We start from the raw sequence: 16515 nt of genomic DNA, 5'->3' as shown, positions 1-16515 counted from the left end.
TCACGGATGCGGTTCGAGATCCTTCAGGTACCACGCATCCATGGCGGAGTGCTCTGACCCGGGTAGCGGTTCCGGCAGCAACCGGAAGCCGTATTTCTCATACAGAATGCACGCGGTGCGCAGTGAGTGGGTGGTCTCCAGATAGCACTGCCCATAGTGGCAGGCCGCGAAGGACAGGGCCTCGTCCATAAGCAGACGGGACAGACCGCGCCCCTGCACCTCGGGACGCAGATAGAGTTTCTGCAGCTCGCAGATGGCGGTGCCGAAGGGGGCGATGCCGAAGGGGGCGATGCCGACACCACCCATCACACGGCCCTCCACCTCCACCACCCAGTAACCGGCGTGCGGAAGACTGTCATAGAACTGGGCGAGCTCACCGAGCTGGGGATCGAAATACGCCGAACCGGGGATGGCGAGCCCATGTGATTCCAGCGACTCACGGATGATCTCCCGCACCGCCGCATTATCCCGCTGCTCGATGGGGCGAGTAATCATCGGTGGATCCTCCGGTGTTCTAGGGGGCGTGGATGGGGATATCGTACCGAGGCTGCTTCGACAGCTGTTGTCCTGTGAGCGCGGGGTTGCTCACAGGACAACATCTGCCGCACCGGCCCGCCTCCAGCGCCCCACTGGCGCATACACCGCCACCACCGAGATGCCAGCCAGGAGGGTGAGGGCCGGGGAATCCCCGGGGTAGGTCGCAGAGGGCCACGGGGCCTGGGCCAACCACAGGCCAGCGATGGTCAGTGGCACCGAGGCCATGACCCAGCGGGGGATGAGCGTGACGCGGGGGATCAGCCACGCGGCCACAGCGGGGATGAACCACCAGCCCAGGACGGGGATCAGCAACAACACCGCGGCGGGGGCGTTGTCCGGGTCCTGCCAGAACTCGCGGCGATGGGGGCGTCGGATGGTTGCCAGGCACCCCAGGAGAACACACAAGGCCAGGCCAGCGCCGGCGAACAAACTGATGCGGTAGGGGCGTTCACCTGCGAAGGAGAAGGTCACCTCCCCGGAGCTGCCTGCGGGGATGATGAAGGCCTGGGCTGCGGCGTCGATGGTGGTGGGGGTGAGGGGTTGGTCGTCGAGAAGCGCACGCGAGCCCGGGTTGGAGGCGCGCGAGGTGAGTAGCAACCTGTCCACCGGGGAGGCCCCGATGGTGGTGCCGGTGGGCACCGCGGTGGCGGCGGGGGCGGTGTCGGTGAGGGTCACCCACTGCGAGGTGGTGCGCAGGAGGTACTCGCCACGGGGCAGGTCGAGGGGGCCACAGTCGATCCACTCGTCGTTGAGCTGGATGTTGTGGCAGGACTCGGCGGCGACGGTGACGGTCATGTCCCGTGGCACGGTGAATGCGCGGTCCAGGTGCGGGGTGGGCACGGTGAGACGTTGGAACACGAACTGCTGCACACCGGGGGAGGTGTCTGGGACGGTGATGGTGCGCGACAGCCCGTCCATGGTGATCTCGGCTATCCCGGCGTAGCGGTCGAGCTCGATGCGTGCCGACGCCTCCGGCAGCACGAAGGTGGCCGGTTCGCGTCGCTTGAGTTCCCGCACGATCACGGACTCGCCGGACCGGACCGTCACGGTGACATCATCGGCCGGGATGAGCTCCACCCCGGTGCCGGAACCGGTGATCTCCACCCAGGGGTTGAGATCCCCCGGGGTGGGATACCAGCTGGTGGCGACACGGCCATCCACCAGCGCATTGGGGGATCTGCCCGGGTTCGATCCCCCGAAACTTGTCGCATCGGAGGCCGAGGAGGACACGCTTATGGAGCCCTGCGTCTCCACCTTCGTCATCGGCCCGGCGGAAGGGTAGTCCACGATGCGGTTGCGCACCTCGGTCTCGGACTGATCCGCCAGCGCGGCGGAGGAATCCCCGTTGCCGTAGTTGGTGCCCACCAGCTGTGGGGTGTCGGTGACGATCAGCGCATCGGACTCCACCAGCCGGCGCGGTGAGTGGCCGCCGAGAGTGTCCAGCAGCGACAGGATCTCCCCGCCGCCGGCCACCGTGGGCGTATCGACGTCACTGAGCCACATGTCTCGTTCAGTATCCAGCAGATACACATCCACCTCACCGAAGGTGTGCTTCTCCGCATCGAGCTCGGGGGTGTCCGGATCGGCCAGGAGATCATGGCGCACAATCACCGCGCCGATACCGAGGCGTTTGAGTGCCTCATCGGAGAGGGAGTCCTCCAGGCCGTCCAGCCCACGGATCGCCTCCGGGGGAACCAGTGGGATCGCATCGCGGACAGCCCACGGCACCTCGAGCAGGGGTTGGGCGGGTTCATCGCGGGTCCATCCCCAGTCCTGTCGGGCGAAGGGGGAACCGGGCAGGATGAGGGTGCGGGTCCCGGAGGCGTGGTCATTGATGAAGTCTGTGGCCTCGTACCAGTAGGACGGCACCTCATCCCAGGTGCCCACGGGGAGCAGACGCCCGGACCACGCGGGTGCCACCGACCCCAGCGCCACCAGCACCACCATGATGCCGACTGCTTCTCGACGCCCCGGGTGCAGCGTCCGCGGCACGCCCACGTGGGTGCCCAGCGCCGCCACACCCACCATCAACGGCATCCGCACCAGCAGATCGAATTTGTGGATATTGCGCAGCGCCGCGCCGGGGCCGTCGAGGAAGTCACGGACCGGTTCCAGCTGGGCGGCACCCAGGATGAGCAGGCCCACGGCCAGCATGAACACCCAGAGGCCGCGGCGTCTCATCAGCGCCAGACCAGCCAGCCCGAGCGCCGCAACGATCACGGTGAGCATGACAAACAGCGGATCGTTGACCAGCAGATACCCGGCCTGGCGTTCGGTGTCCACAAATGGCGTCCAGCTGGTGGTGCCCCGTAGGATCTCCACCGGGTTCAACCAGTTGGTGGTCACGGCGGCGCTCTCGATGAACTCGGTGAACGGCGGGGCATACCGGCCCAGCACCAGCAGCGGGCCGATCCACCAGCTGTTGACAGCCAGGACACCCAGGGACCAGAGCACGGCGGGGAGCCACTGGCGTCGATAAGCGAGGATGAGCGCCGCGGGGATGAGGGCGGCGAGGGTGGCGGTGGCGTTGACCGCGCCGATCATCGCGACCGGGATGAGGGAGAGGGCGATGGAGCGGGCGTCGATACGCCTATGGAGCAGCGGGAGGCAGATCCACGGAGCCACCATCGCCGGCCAGGTCTCCGAGGAGATCGCGGTCAGGGTGGTCAGGGTGCGCGGGGAGAGCGCGTAGAGGGTGGCGGCGATGACGCGCAGGGGAACTGAGCCTATCCCCAGACACGAAACCAGCAGGTAGAAGCCGGAAAAGCCCACGCCGAGGGTGAGCCACCACCACAACCGCTGTGCAACCCAGTCGGGCAGCGGATCGGCGAGGAGGAAGAACAGACCCTGCGGGAAGAGGTACCCATAGGCCTGGTTCTGCAGCTGCCCGAGGGTGAAATCATCGGTCCAGGCGTGCAGGGCACCAGCGAGGAACCCGGCGGGGTTGAGGGTGAGATCCAGTTTGGTGTCCGCGGCGACCTGCCCGACGGGTTGCAGGAAGACCAGCAGACCCAGCATCAGCCAGGCGGGAACGTGGACACCGGCGATCAGCCGTTTCATGGACCAGCCTCGACCAGGGTGGATCAGTCGAACTGGCCGGAGGCGGCAGACTCGCCGTCCTGGGTTGCCTCGCCGACCTGAGCCGCCTGGCGGGAACCGTATTCGGGACCACCGAGCAGGGCATCATCGGCGGTCACCGCATTGGAGGAGGGGACGGTGTCCTGCCCCGCGAGCACGGACACACCGGCTACGGCGACAGCGCCGAGGGCAATGCCCACCACCGCACTGGCGACCGCGGGACCGATCGTGCGACGGTTTAGTGAATCAGTTTCATAAGCCATGACGAGTGTCGAGACTACCAGCTAGTCCCCGTCGGTAGCCAATGGTGGAACAACGAAAACGGGGATGCCGGCATGGTGCACCACATTGTCGGCCGTGGAGGACTGCCACAGGGATTTCCACCCCGTGATGCCCCGGGTACCGGTGACAATCACATCGGGGCGCAGCTCCACCGCCGCATCCACGATGGCGCTCCAGATCGCGGTGGCGGATTCCACCATGTGGGCGCGGGCCTGCAGTCCGAGGGATTCCGCCAGGGCCACGCCCTCGCGGCAGTGATCGCGTGCGGTCAGGTAGGCGGGGTCCTCATCATCGGCGCTGACCTGGGTCAGGGTGATCGCACGGGCAACCTGACGGTGCAGCGGTTCCCACGCGGTGAGGATCTCCACCTTCCGGGGCCGCAGCAGGCGGGCCGCGTATTCCAGCGCCCGACGGGCCTCGGCGGACCCGTCATAGGCGATGAGCATGGTGGTCTCGGGGCTCTCCGGCATGATGCGTTCCTCCGCGGTCTCTGTGCTGGTGCTCGGTGCTGGTACTCGAGGACAGTGCGATCCAGCTTAGCCCGGTCGCGGGAAAGGATTAAGAAAAACTCATGTTCTGTTCCTATAGTGGGTAACCGTGCTGAAGCAACCCCTCGCCATTGTCCTCCTCGCCTGCCTGTTCCTGGCGGGTTGTTCTGACGGGAGCTTGTCGACGCCTACCTCCCAGCCCTCCAGCGAGACCGGTTCGGCAGCGGCCCCGGAGGCCCCGGCACCATCCTCCTCCACGACCACCTCGAGTGAGCCTCCCGCGCCCACGCGTGAGGACCTCGCCCGGGCCCAGCTACCCACCGACCAGCGTGCTCAGGTGGCATCCCTGATGATGGTCGGGGTGGGCAATTTCGATCAGGCACTCGAGGCCCTCAACCAGGGGGCGGGCGGGATCTTCATCGGATCCTGGACCGATGAGAATCTGCTCACCGAACCGGGGCGGAACATCGTGGCATTGCGTGAGATCGTCGGCCGGGATTTCTCGGTCAGCATCGACTTCGAGGGCGGCCGTGTCCAGCGTGCCACCCACCTGCTCGGGGATTTCCCCGCGCCCCGGGTGATGGCCCAGACCATGACCCCGGAACAGGTGGAGGACCTCGCGGAGATCCTCGGCACCGGTCTGGCCGCCCATGGGATCAACGTCAACTTCGCGCCTGTGGTGGATGTGGATGCCTGGGGGCTGCCCGTGGTGGGGGACCGGTCCTTCTCCGACAACCCGGAGATCGCCGCTACCTATGCCACCGCCTTCGCCCGGGGCCTGGAGAACGCCGGGATCATCCCGGTGTTCAAGCATTTCCCCGGCCACGGGCGTGCCAGCGGTGACAGTCACACCCAGGATGTGGTCACCCCGCACCTGGATGAGATGAAGACCTATGACCTCATCCCCTATGGGGCGGCCCTGGAACAGACGGATGGGGCAGTCATGGTCGGGCACATGGTTGTCCCCGGGCTGGGGACCGACGGTGTGCCCTCCACCCTGGACCCCGCGACCTATGAGCTGCTGCGCACCGGTGATTATCCCGGTGGGGTTCCCTATGACGGGGTGGTGTACACCGACGACCTGTCCGGTATGAGTGCGATCGCGGCCACCCACAGCCCCGCGGAGGCGGTGCTGGCCTCCCTCCGGGCGGGCGCGGATCAGGCGTTGTGGATAGATTTCTTCTCCCTGTCGGCCGCCATCGACCGTGTCGATGCCGCCGTGACCAGCGGGGAGTATCCCCGTGAGCAGATGCTGGAGTCCGCGCTCAGGGTGCAGATGCAGCACATCCCGGAGCAGTAGGCGCTGCGGACGGTCAGTAGGGGGTGCGTCCCCAGTTATCGGCGCCCTCATTGGCCCAGGCTGCGTAGTACACCTCGGTGACCTCGACAGTCCGGGGTGGGGGCAGGGAATCACCCGGCAGACCCAGTTCACCCACCTTCACGGTCCACCGGTCACGACTGACATCGAAGATCTCGGGCGTTTCCCCGTGGGAGAGCACCACCTCGGGGCCGATGCCGTTGCAGGAGTAGGCACCCCGGTGGCCGTCGGCACGCACACCCCAGTCACCGCCCTGGCCGGCCACGCAGCGTCGACCGTCCTCCAGCACCACACCCCAGGGGTGTGGATCCCTGCTCGGTATCTCCCGGGTGGGGCCGGTGAACGTGGCGGTCACATACTGGGTGGTGAAGGGACTGATCGCGCAGTAGGACTGGCCCCTGCTGACGGAGGGGAAACAGACCTGTGTCTCCGGGGAAGGTTCCCCACAGGTGTAGACATCATCGTGGATGCTCACCTCCGCGGTGTGGCACCCGACGTTCTGCACCCCGAGGTCATCGATGCGTCGCCACCCCGGTTGGACGGTGCCGGCGCGGTCGAGCGGAGAGACATAACGGATCACCGTGGGGCCGTTGGGCACAGGGGCCTGGCCATCCGGGGTCTGTGGGGGAGCGGTGTCCATCTCGTCGGCGACGGTCCCGGGTTCGGGGACGGGGGCCGGGACCGGGCCGGTGGGTGCATCCCGGGTGGTGGCCGGGTCACCGGTATAGAGGGTGGATATCCCGGAGTCCGGTGAGTCCGTACGGTTGGGGTCCGCGCTCCTCATGACCATCACGGTGATACCCACGGTCACCAGGACGATGAGGATCAGGACGGTGGTGACGATACCGGGGAGAGACGATTTCCCGGATGAGGTGGGCATGGGATGTCCTTGGTCGGAGGGAAGAGATATCAACGAAGTGAACAACGTCATATTTCTTTGTGGAAACAATAATAGTGATTCAGATCTCTAACGGGGGCGGTCCGGGACTATTTCTATCGCTGCATAGCCCCGGTTGGCCCCCGGGAAACCCCCGGATGACCCAGATGTGGGCCCCCGGTTGACCCTGAACGGGGTGGAGGTGGAGGCCGGGCTGCCCTCCCGGTGCTCCGGGGGTCGATGGCGTGGTGAGGAGCAGCGGCAGGGGGACGCAGGGGTCCTCCCCCGGAGCCTGCCGGTATCCCCACCCTTTGAGTAGGAAAATCGGTAGCACGGCGATAGCCTTGGTTTGTGAAAGTTTCCGGTAATCATGGTTCAGGTCGGGCGCGTAACCGGACCGGTGGCATCGTCGTTGGTGTGCTGCTCGGTCTGGTGTTGATCGCTGCCCTGGTGTACCTCGCTGATGTCATGCTGTCCAAGGACCGCATTCCGCGGGGCACCACCGTCGGTGGCGTGAACATCTCCAACATGACCCATGAGGAAGCACGCCAGACCCTGGAGACGGAGCTGCACTCGGTGTACACCGAACCGGTCACCGTGATCGCGGGGGAGGCGACCACCCAGTTCGATCCGGCGACCTCCGGCCTGGGCATCGACTGGGAGGCGACCGCCGCCGGTGTTCCCGAGCAGTCCTGGAACCCGATTGCCCGTATCACAGGGTTGTTCACGGAGACCGAGGCCCCGATCGTCAGCATCGTGGATCCGGTGCTGTTCGGCCCCACCCTCGACCGCATGATGGGCGAGCTCTACCGCGAACCGGTGACCGGCAATGTGGCCATCGACAATGGTGCGGTTGTCTCCAACCCCTCACTCGAGGGACAGGCGGTTGACCGTGCGGTTCTGGAGGACAGGGTCACCGATTACTGGCTCGACCCGGAGGGTGTGGAGGTCGAACCCGTGGCGGTACCCGCCCCCATCAGCCAGGACCGCATCGAGGAGCTTGTCGACGGCCCCGCCGCCCGCGCGGTGTCAGGTCCCTTCGTCGTGCGCGGTGATGAGGGCGTACAGGGTGTCCTGCCTGTTGAACGAATGGGGGAGATCGTCACCTTCCCCGCGATCGACGGTGATATCCGGGTGGAGGTCAACCGGGAGTTGGCGCAGGAGATCCTCGCCGAGCCCCTGGCCGAGACGGAGACGGAGCCGAAGAACGCGCAGATCAGTTTCACCTCCGGCTCCCGCGTGGTGACACCGGAGGTTGATGGTCATGAGATCGACTGGGACCAGACCCTGGCGGATCTGGAGGCGGGCCTGGTGTGGGATGGCCCCCGTGAGGTCGATGCGGTCTATGTGGACACCGTGGCAACCTTCACCGCCGCCGATGCCCAGGCAGCCACCTTCAACGAGGTGATGGGGGAGTTCACCACCACTGGTTTCTCCCCGGCCTCCGGCACCAACATCCGGCTTACCGCGGAGATGGTCAACGGTGCGGTGGTGTCGCCGGGGGATGTCTTCTCCCTCAACAACTTCACCGGGCCACGTGGGGCAGCCCAGGGGTTTGTTGATTCCGGCATCATTTTCGAGGGCCGTTCCGGCACCGCCATCGGTGGCGGCATCAGCCAGTTCGCCACCACCTTGTACAACGCCTATTATTTCGCCGGCCTGGAGGACATCACCCACACCCCGCACAGTTACTACATCTCCCGGTATCCGGCGGGCCGTGAGGCCACCATCTATGACGGTGCCATCGACCTGCAGTTCCGCAATGACACCCCGTACCCCGTCATGATCGAAGCGGAGATGGGGGACAACAGCGTCACGGTCAGGATCAAGGGTGTGAACATCCGTGAGGTGCAGTCCATCAACAACGGCCGCTGGGCCCCCACCCAGCCGTCAACGCTCCGCGTCTCGGATGATGAGTGCATCCCGTCCTCCGGTGCACCGGGTTTCACCACCTCGGATACCCGGGTCATCCGGGACCTGGCGGGCAATGAGATCACCCGGGAGACCGTCACCACCGTCTACGATCCCCAGCCGAATGTGATCTGTTCCTAGATGCTGATCACCGCGGGACCTGGTGCGGGTCGAGGTGACTGACCGGCACCACGACCACGTCCTGGAATTTCCAGTCCAGGCCCTCGATGAGATGGCGCACGGCCAGCAGTTCCTCCAGCGTCGGGTGATGTCCCGGCCGGGGGACCACGAACATCTCCGTGTGGAAGACATGTCCCTGGTCCCGGACCCGGGCGCGGGCGACCTCCACCCAGTCCATCCCATCCCGGACCAGGTCCTCGACCTCCCCGACCAGTGGATGTGGATGCCTGCCGTCATAGCTGGTGGCGCGCGCATCACTCAGATCCAGCACCGCCGTCCTGATGTTGGAGACACCGTCCTTGAGGATGGACAGGGAAATCACCAGCGCGGCGACGGCATCTGCCCACCACAGGCCCACACCGATGCCCGCGACACCGATGATGGTCGCCAGGGCGGTTCCCCAGTCGGCCTTCGCCATGTCCGCATCGGCGTAGAGCACCTTGTCATGCAGTTCCCTGGCCAGTTTGATCTTGATATGGCCGAGAATGACAGGTGGTATGGCGCTGAGGGCCATGACCACGATCATCAGCCACCCGGACCAGAAGTCGATACCGAACAGCACCATTACGCCGATGGGTGGCTTCTCGCCCGATAGCAGCGCGGGAACGGATTCGTACACCAGGAAGGATCCCATGGTGAACAATGCCACACCCGCCACCAGGTGGGCGACCGCGATGGCGCGGTGTGGCCCATAGGGATAGTTACGTGTGGGTACCCGGTGGATGATGCGGGTGGCCACCAGGAAGGCGATGGGTGGGACCAGGGAGATGATGTCCTCCGACCAGGCACTCTTCATCGCCTGGGACTGACCGGCCACCAGCCCGACCATGATGACGATGATGATCATCGATCCGATGGTGATCCACTCATATCGGACCGCCTTGCGCAGTATTTCCTGCTGCTGCGCGGGAAGTCGCCCCACACCGGATCCGGGCCCGGGGCTTCGTGATGCTCTCATTGTGTCTCCCCCAATTCTTCGGCCAGGTAGCGCTCGAGCTCCACCAGGAAGGCGTTTTCCCCGAGTGGGGTGCCCATGACCATCTTCTCCCCGTCGATCTCCGCATAGGGACGGGTCAGGGCCATATGGGAGGACCACGGTGAGGAATCGGTCAGCCCCCCGATCACCACGTCCACCTCACTGTTCTTGATGCGTTCGGCGAGGACTGATTCAGGGCCCTGCTGCCATTCGATCTCGGCGTTGACGTGTTCGGCGAACCCCCGGATGAGATCAACCTCGGAGCCTGAATATTCTCCTTGGTCGGAGACTTCGGTCCAGGGGGGATGTTCGGAGACACCGACCACCAGGGTGCCGTCCTCGACCCGGGACAGGGTCCCTGCCGAATCCGCTGGGATATTCGCAGAGATGGTGGAGCAGGAACTCAACAACACGGTAGCTGCGCCCAGCAAAGCTGCCTTTACCAGCAACAGACGAGTCATGCGACCCAGCATAGGCCAGCAGCTCAGCAGTGAGGAGAGGGCTGAGAACAGCAAGACCGATATGTGCCGGCAAGGAACTGTTTTCTTACAGGTTAGGTGCTGTCCGGGTTATCTGTCCTGGTCCTTGTCATCCTCCGGTACCCGCGGGCTGGAGATCTCAACATACTTCACACGGTTGTCGTAATCATCCTCATCACCATGCTGGATCTGCTCAAGCACCGCGCCGATGACCGCCGGGTTGACGGGATCCTCGACATCTCTATCGGGGATGTGGTGGATGGGGCCGATGGGTTCAGGAGAGGCCACAGCCTCATTCTTCTCCCAAGCCTCAGGGTCGGTAGCGGGCTCCCATTGCCGGGTGACCACCGGGACGGCGACACCGGCGTCGTTCTTCAGTGCCACCCACAGGCTGTACATCTGGATGAAGCCCATGACAAAGAACGGCAGGCCGACCACGATGATGGTCTGCTGCAGTGCGGTGAGTCCACCCGCGCCGGTGGCGACCAGCAGCACCGCCGCCACCGTGCCCATGAGGACGGTCCAGATGAGTTTCTGATGGGTGGGGGCAAAACGCGGTTCCTGGCCGGAGGCGATCATGTCGGTGACCATCGCCGCGGAGTCCACCGAGGTGGTGAAGAAGATGATGACGATGAGGATTGCCACGCCAGAGACGAAGGTGGCCGCCGGGTAGTTGGAGAGGAACTCGAAGAGTGCACCCGGGATGTCCCCCTCGGTGACCACGCGGTTGACCAGACCACCCTCACCATTGCGCTCGATGTTGAATGCGGCGGTGCCGAAGGCGCCGAACCACAGCAGGGAGAACATCACCGGCAGGCCGAGGACACCTGCGACGAATTCGCGGATGGTGCGGCCACGGCTGATGCGGGCGATGAAGATGCCCACGAAAGGCGACCAGGTGATGGTCCACGCCCAGTAGAACACCGTCCAGGTGTTCTGCCAGGTCTCATTCTCGGGGCTGTTGGGAATGGTGTTGTTCCAGAATGCCAGCTCAGGCAGCCAGCGCAGGTAGGTGCCCACTGATTCGAAGGTGCCCTTGAGGATGAGCACGGTTGGCCCGGCCAGGATGACGAAGATCAGCAGGGCGATGGCCATGAGGATGTTGATGTTGGACAGGACCTTGATGCCACGGTCCAGGCCGAGTGCCACCGAGACCGACGCGACCGAGGTAACTGCCACGATGATGACGAGCTGAGCCATGGGTGAGACCTCGACGTCGAAAAGCTCACCCAGACCGGCGTTGATCTGCAGGGTGCCCAGGCCCACGGAGGTGGCCACACCGAAGACGGTACCGATCAGGGCCACCACGTCGATGGTCTTGCCGATCGGCCCGTACACCTTCGAACCCAGCAGCGGGGAGAAGATGGAACTGACCCGCGGGGGCATCTTGCGCTTGTAGATGAAGTAGGCGAAACACAGCGCAGGCAGGGCGAAGATCGTCCAGGTGTGCAATGCGAAGTGGTAATGGGTCAGCGCGATCGCCTGGTTGGCGGCCTCCACGGACTCCGGTTCGGTGTTGCCGATCGGCGGGTTGGCGAAGTGGGAGATCGGTTCCGCGACACCCCAGAACATCAGGATCGTGCCGATACCCGCGGCGAACAGCATGGAAAACCATACGGGTGTGGAGTATTCGGGGCGTTCATCATCCGCGCCCAGGCGCACGTGACCGAAACGGCTGACGGCGATGAGAACCAGGAAGATGAGGAAGACGGTGACACCCAGAACGTAGAACCACCCCAGGTTGGTGAGGAGCCAGTCGGAGGCGGTGCCGAAGACATCCGAGACGGTATCACCGGCGACGATGGTGATGATCACGAACGCGACCATGATGCCCACCGAGGAGAAAAACACCGCCGGGTCAGTCTTCAGACGAAGTGCTTGGGCCAGACGTGTCAGCATGGGGGATCCTCACGTGATTCGGTTATTGGACGTTTCATCCATCTGTACCGACTTCATATGGGAGTGTCACCCGCCCCCGGGCATAAAAATAGGAAAAAACCCGGCAGAAGCTGGGCTTTTCCTGTGTATAACGATTGTCTAAAGAATGCTTTTCGACGAAAAACCATCCCTGATCCCACCTCGCTGGGATCAGGGGCAACCGTATTGATACGTGGAGCCGGTGACGGGAATCGAACCCGCGCCGCCTGCTTGGGAAGCAGGGGTTCTACCATTGAACTACACCGGCACTGGTCTTGCGACCACCTGATTACTATAGCAGGTCGGTGCCGGGGGTGACGTACACTGGTCACGTGCTTCTTTCAGATCGTGATATTCGTAAGTCAATTGACTCCGGTGACCTGGGGATTGATCCATTTGATCCCCTGCTGATCCAGCCGTCGAGCATTGATGTCCGCATGGATCGGTACTTCCGTGTCTTCAACAACTCGAAGTACACCCACATCGATCCCAAGCTGAACCAGGATGAGCTGACCAGCCTGGTGGAGGTGGCCGACGGGGACCCGTTCGTCCTGCACCCGGGCGAGTTTGTCCTGGCTGCCACCCTGGAGAAGTTCACCCTCCCGCATCACCTCGCCGGCCGTCTGGAAGGCAAGTCCTCCCTGGGTCGACTGGGGTTACTCACGCACTCCACCGCAGGTTTCATCGACCCGGGCTTCAGCGGTCACATCACCCTGGAGCTGTCCAATGTGGCGAACCTGCCCATCACCCTGTGGCCGGGGATGAAGGTCGGTCAGCTGGCCCTGTTCATGATGAGCTCACCCGCTGAGACCCCCTACGGTTCCGGTTCCCTCGGTTCCAAGTACCAGGGGCAGCGCGGTCCAACCCCGTCCAAGGGGTACCTCAACTTCTCCAGTGAGCAGGACTCCGACTAGGGGGCGTTTCAGGTCGCGGACCTGCCATAAACATGTTGAGATGAACGTTATTCTTGACTCTTGAAAGGAAGCGCTCACATGCGGATGACAGTGATTGGTACCGGTTACCTCGGCGCGACCCATGCGGCGTGCATGGCGGAGCTGGGCCATGAGGTGATCGGGGTGGATGTTGATGAGGCGAAGATCGCCTCGCTGCGTGACGGGGAGGTCCCCTTCTTCGAGCCCGGTCTGCCGGAGGTTCTCGAGTGCAACCTCGACAACGGGCGGTTGTCCTTCTCCACCTCCTACGGGGATGCGGCCGCATTCGCTCATGTCCACTTCCTCGCTGTCGGCACCCCGCAGAAGAGGGGATCGTTCGCCGCCGATCTGAGCTATGTCCGTCAGGTGATCACCTCCCTGGTTCCCCTGCTGGAGGGCGAGCACATCATCTTCGGCAAATCCACCGTGCCGGTGGGCACCGCCGCCGAATTACAGGAACTGGCTGATTCCCTCAGCCACCCCGGGACCTCCGTGGAAATCGCCTGGAACCCGGAGTTCCTCCGCGAGGGATACGCGGTCAAGGACACCATCACCCCGGACCGCATCGTGGTGGGCATCCGCGAGGGTTCCACCGCCGATGAGGTGGCCCGCGAGGTCTACGCCACGGCCATCGAGGGCGGCACCCCGTTCCTGGTCACGGACCTGGCCACCTCGGAGCTGGTGAAGGTCTCCGCCAATGCCTTCCTGGCCACCAAGATCTCCTTCATCAACGCCGTCGCCGAGATCTGCGAGGCCACCGGTGCCGATGTGGTGCAGCTTGCCGACGCGATCGGCCACGACGACCGCATCGGCCGGAAATTCCTCGGCGCCGGCCTCGGCTTCGGCGGAGGCTGCCTGCCCAAGGACATCCGTGCCTTCATGGCGCGTGCCGGTGAACTGGGCACCGACCAGGCACTGACCTTCCTCCGGGAGGTGGATTCCATCAACATGCGCCGTCGTGACCGGATGGTCCAGCTGGCCCGTGAGGTCTGTGGCGGATCCCTGCTGGGCAAGCGGGTCACCGTCCTGGGTGCCGCCTTCAAACCGAACTCCGATGATGTCCGTGACTCCCCGGCGCTGTCGGTGGCCGGTTCCCTGTCCCTGCAGGGTGCGGCCGTGTCGGTCTATGACCCGCAGGCCATGGACAATGCACGCAAGGTGTTCCCGACCCTCGGGTACGTCGACAGTGTCCAGGAGGCCCTCGAGGATGCCGATGTGGTGGTGCTGGCCACCGAATGGCAGGAATTCCGCGACCTGGATCCCGTGGCATCCGCTGCGCTTGTTGCGCAACCGGTGATTCTCGACGGCCGTAACGTTCTGGATGTCCAGGCGTGGAAGGACGCCGGCTGGACGATCCACGCGCTGGGCCGCAACGTCTAGATCCCGCAGCACAAAGGCCCCGCCGGTTTCGGCGGGGCCTTGTCACTATGTGGGGTGTTCTACTGTTTGTAGCTGACCAGGAAGTTGCCCAGTCGCTCGATGGCGTTTTCCAACTGGGATGCCCACGGCAGGGTGACCACGCGGAAGTGGTCATGGTGGGGCCAGTTGAAGCCGGTGCCCTGCACCAGGAGGATCTTCTCTGAACGCAGGATATCGAGCATCAGCTGGGTGTCGTCGTGGATCTCATAGACATTCGGATCCAGGCGCGGGAAGGCGTAGAGCGCACCCATCGGCTTGTAGCAGCTGACACCGGGGATCTCGTTGAGTTTCTGCCAGGCGACATTACGCTGGTTGAGCAGGCGTCCGCCTTCACCGGTGAGCCCGTAGATGGACTGCCGGCCACCGAGGGCCACCTGGATGCCGTGCTGCGCCGGGACATTCGGGCACAGGCGGGTGCCGGCGAGCAGCTCCAGGCCGTCGATGAAGCCCTTGGCATAACGCTTGGGGCCAGTGATGATCATCCAGCCGGCGCGGTAGCCTGCGACACGGTAGGCCTTGGACAGGCCGTTGTAGGTGATGCACATCAGGTCCGGGCACAGGGTGGCCATGTTGATGTGCTGGGCATCGTCGTAGAGAATGCGGTCGTAGATCTCATCGGCGAGCACCAGCAGATCGTATTCGCGGGCGATGTCCGCGATCTCCTGCAGAACCTTGCGGGAGTAGACAGCCCCGGTCGGGTTGTTGGGGTTGATCACCACGATGGCCTTGGTCTTCTCGGTGATCTTGGAGCGGATGTCCTCGATGGAGGGGTTCCACTCATTGTCCTCATCACAGAGGTAGTGCACCGGTTTGCCACCGGACAGGGAGGTCGCGGCGGTCCACAGCGGGTAGTCCGGTGCCGGGATGAGAACCTCATCGCCGTCGTTGAGCAGTGCCTGCATGGTCATGGTGATCAACTCGGAGACACCATTGCCCAGGAAGACATCATCGACGTCGAAGTTGGGGAAGTCCGGGATGACCTCATAGCGGGTCACCACGGCACGACGTGCGGGGATGATGCCCTTGGAGGTCGAATACCCCTGGGAGGTGGGCAGGGCGGCGATCATGTCACGCATGATCACATCGGGGGCATCGAACCCGAAGACGGCCGGGTTGCCGGTGTTGAGCTTGAGGATATTGTGCCCATCAAGCTCCATGCGTTCCGCCTCCGCGGCCACCGGGCCACGGATCTCGTACAGCACGTCCTTCATCTTCTCCGACTGATCGAAGATGCGGCGGGTGGTCCGCCGAACCGGACGCGCTGCCTGATCCGCGCCCACTGCCTTCGGGGCGGTGTCGGTGGTCTCTGAGGTGTTGCGCTTTTTGGTAGTCACCCGGTATATGTTGCCACTTTGTTGCAGCAGTTGAAAGTAAACCGCTGATCACCCACCCCGTTGGTGTCGGGGAGGGCGTCGACAAGCATCTTTAACGTCGGCTCATGGCGAGCTCACGGAGGTCGGCGGCGGTGAGCCACACCCCGAACGCCTCCTGGCCGGGTTCGAGGATGCGACCATTGGCCAGGGGGCCGATGTTGACCGGGTCGAAACCGATGCGGTCGATGAACTCCGCGACCACCCCACCGGCCTCCTCATCATCGGTGGCGTACCCCAGTGCCCGACGCTCACCCTCGTGGGCGGCGTCCTGCTCAAGCTCGTGATAACCGATGTGGTTGAGGGATTTCACCAGACGTGCACCCTGGAAATGCTCCGCGATGACCTCGGAGGTGGAACGTTCATCACTGTCGAGCTCCTCCATCGGGCCATTGACCGGGACCCAGTGGTTCATGGTGTCAATGACCACCTTCCCGCGCAGCGAGCCCGCATCAACCGACGGGTACTTGTGCAGGGGCACCGCCAGAATGACAAGATCCGCGCCCTCCACCGCATCCGCGGCGGTCATCGGGGTGGCGCCGGGCATGAGGATCTCCGCGGTGAGGGCGATCTTGTCCACGGGTCCGGAACCTGCCACCCGCACCATGTAACCTGCGGCAACAGCTGCCCGGGCCACGGAGGAACCAACGCGACCTGCGCCGAGGACAGCGACCGTCTGGGTTTTGATCTGGGGCTGCGTCATCGAGAAGAACACCTTTTCGTCTTTGTTGGGGAATTGTGCGTGGCCCCC

At 64.2% G+C, this 16515-nt stretch carries 13 protein-coding genes, 1 tRNA gene and 1 pseudogene; 4 read left to right on the top strand and 11 right to left on the bottom strand.

Annotated elements, in window-relative coordinates; all coding sequences use genetic code 11:
• The 4 genes and pseudogenes from CE_RS13245 to CE_RS13230 all read right to left on the bottom strand — a co-directional run bounded on the left by CE_RS13245 (position 1) and on the right by CE_RS13230 (position 4367).
• On the bottom strand, positions 1-495 hold the full coding sequence (locus CE_RS13245; RefSeq protein WP_006768959.1) for a GNAT family N-acetyltransferase: 495 nt from the start codon (positions 493-495) through the stop codon (positions 1-3).
• Between the two features lie 90 nt (positions 496-585).
• Positions 586-3597, bottom strand: a complete 3012-nt coding sequence (locus CE_RS13240) for an alpha-(1->3)-arabinofuranosyltransferase domain-containing protein (RefSeq protein ID WP_006768960.1) — start codon at positions 3595-3597, stop codon at positions 586-588.
• An 83-nt stretch (positions 3598-3680) separates the two neighbouring features.
• A pseudogene (locus tag CE_RS13235) lies at positions 3681-3878 on the bottom strand (DUF2613 domain-containing protein); the annotation flags it as partial.
• Between the two features lie 21 nt (positions 3879-3899).
• On the bottom strand, positions 3900-4367 hold the full coding sequence (locus CE_RS13230) for a universal stress protein (protein WP_006768962.1): 468 nt from the start codon (positions 4365-4367) through the stop codon (positions 3900-3902).
• Between the two features lie 127 nt (positions 4368-4494).
• Here CE_RS13230 and CE_RS13225 point away from each other — a divergent pair, with 127 nt between their 5' ends.
• Positions 4495-5685, top strand: a complete 1191-nt coding sequence (locus CE_RS13225) for a glycoside hydrolase family 3 N-terminal domain-containing protein (RefSeq protein ID WP_006768963.1) — start codon at positions 4495-4497, stop codon at positions 5683-5685.
• Positions 5686-5698: 13 nt separating this feature from the next.
• Here CE_RS13225 and CE_RS13220 read toward each other — a convergent pair whose 3' ends face one another.
• Positions 5699-6583: a hypothetical protein gene (locus CE_RS13220; protein ID WP_006768964.1), complete on the bottom strand. Its 885-nt coding sequence runs from the start codon at positions 6581-6583 to the stop codon at positions 5699-5701.
• 348 nt (positions 6584-6931) lie between these two features.
• Here CE_RS13220 and CE_RS13215 point away from each other — a divergent pair, with 348 nt between their 5' ends.
• The gene (locus CE_RS13215) at positions 6932-8632 is read left to right on the top strand and encodes a VanW family protein (protein ID WP_011076035.1); all 1701 of its coding nucleotides are present in this window, start codon (positions 6932-6934) and stop codon (positions 8630-8632) included.
• A gap of 7 nt (positions 8633-8639) precedes the next feature.
• Here CE_RS13215 and CE_RS13210 read toward each other — a convergent pair whose 3' ends face one another.
• From CE_RS13210 to CE_RS13195, 4 genes are all read right to left on the bottom strand, one after another.
• Positions 8640-9629: a cation diffusion facilitator family transporter gene (locus CE_RS13210; protein ID WP_011076034.1), complete on the bottom strand. Its 990-nt coding sequence runs from the start codon at positions 9627-9629 to the stop codon at positions 8640-8642.
• Entirely contained in the window at positions 9626-10108 is a 483-nt protein-coding gene (locus CE_RS13205) for a substrate-binding periplasmic protein (RefSeq protein ID WP_049783658.1), read from the bottom strand. The genes CE_RS13210 and CE_RS13205 overlap by 4 nt, the downstream gene beginning before the upstream one ends.
• Positions 10109-10216: 108 nt before the next feature.
• Positions 10217-12025 (bottom strand): BCCT family transporter, encoded by a 1809-nt coding sequence (locus tag CE_RS13200; RefSeq protein WP_006768969.1) that lies wholly within the window; start codon positions 12023-12025, stop codon positions 10217-10219.
• A 212-nt stretch (positions 12026-12237) separates the two neighbouring features.
• A tRNA-Gly gene (locus CE_RS13195) sits at positions 12238-12311 on the bottom strand.
• A 64-nt stretch (positions 12312-12375) separates the two neighbouring features.
• Between CE_RS13195 and dcd the strand changes: the two genes are divergently transcribed.
• Both dcd and CE_RS13185 read left to right on the top strand, forming a co-directional pair.
• Positions 12376-12957 carry a dCTP deaminase gene (gene dcd, locus CE_RS13190; RefSeq protein ID WP_011076032.1) on the top strand — a complete coding sequence of 194 codons (582 nt, stop codon included), beginning with the start codon at positions 12376-12378 and terminating at the stop codon, positions 12955-12957.
• 84 nt (positions 12958-13041) lie between these two features.
• The gene (locus tag CE_RS13185) at positions 13042-14355 is read left to right on the top strand and encodes a UDP-glucose dehydrogenase family protein (protein WP_035109398.1); all 1314 of its coding nucleotides are present in this window, start codon (positions 13042-13044) and stop codon (positions 14353-14355) included.
• 59 nt (positions 14356-14414) lie between these two features.
• Here the strand turns inward: CE_RS13185 and CE_RS13180 are convergent, their stop codons facing one another.
• The gene (locus tag CE_RS13180; protein ID WP_006768972.1) at positions 14415-15728 is read right to left on the bottom strand and encodes a pyridoxal phosphate-dependent aminotransferase; all 1314 of its coding nucleotides are present in this window, start codon (positions 15726-15728) and stop codon (positions 14415-14417) included.
• A 91-nt stretch (positions 15729-15819) separates the two neighbouring features.
• Positions 15820-16467: an NADPH-dependent F420 reductase gene (locus CE_RS13175; RefSeq protein WP_173362581.1), complete on the bottom strand. Its 648-nt coding sequence runs from the start codon at positions 16465-16467 to the stop codon at positions 15820-15822.
• Positions 16468-16515: the final 48 nt, after the last annotated feature.

This window comes from Corynebacterium efficiens YS-314, assembly GCF_000011305.1.
Classification (GTDB): Bacteria; Actinomycetota; Actinomycetes; order Mycobacteriales; family Mycobacteriaceae; genus Corynebacterium; species Corynebacterium efficiens.
This window is presented reverse-complemented; position numbering and strand designations above follow the sequence as displayed.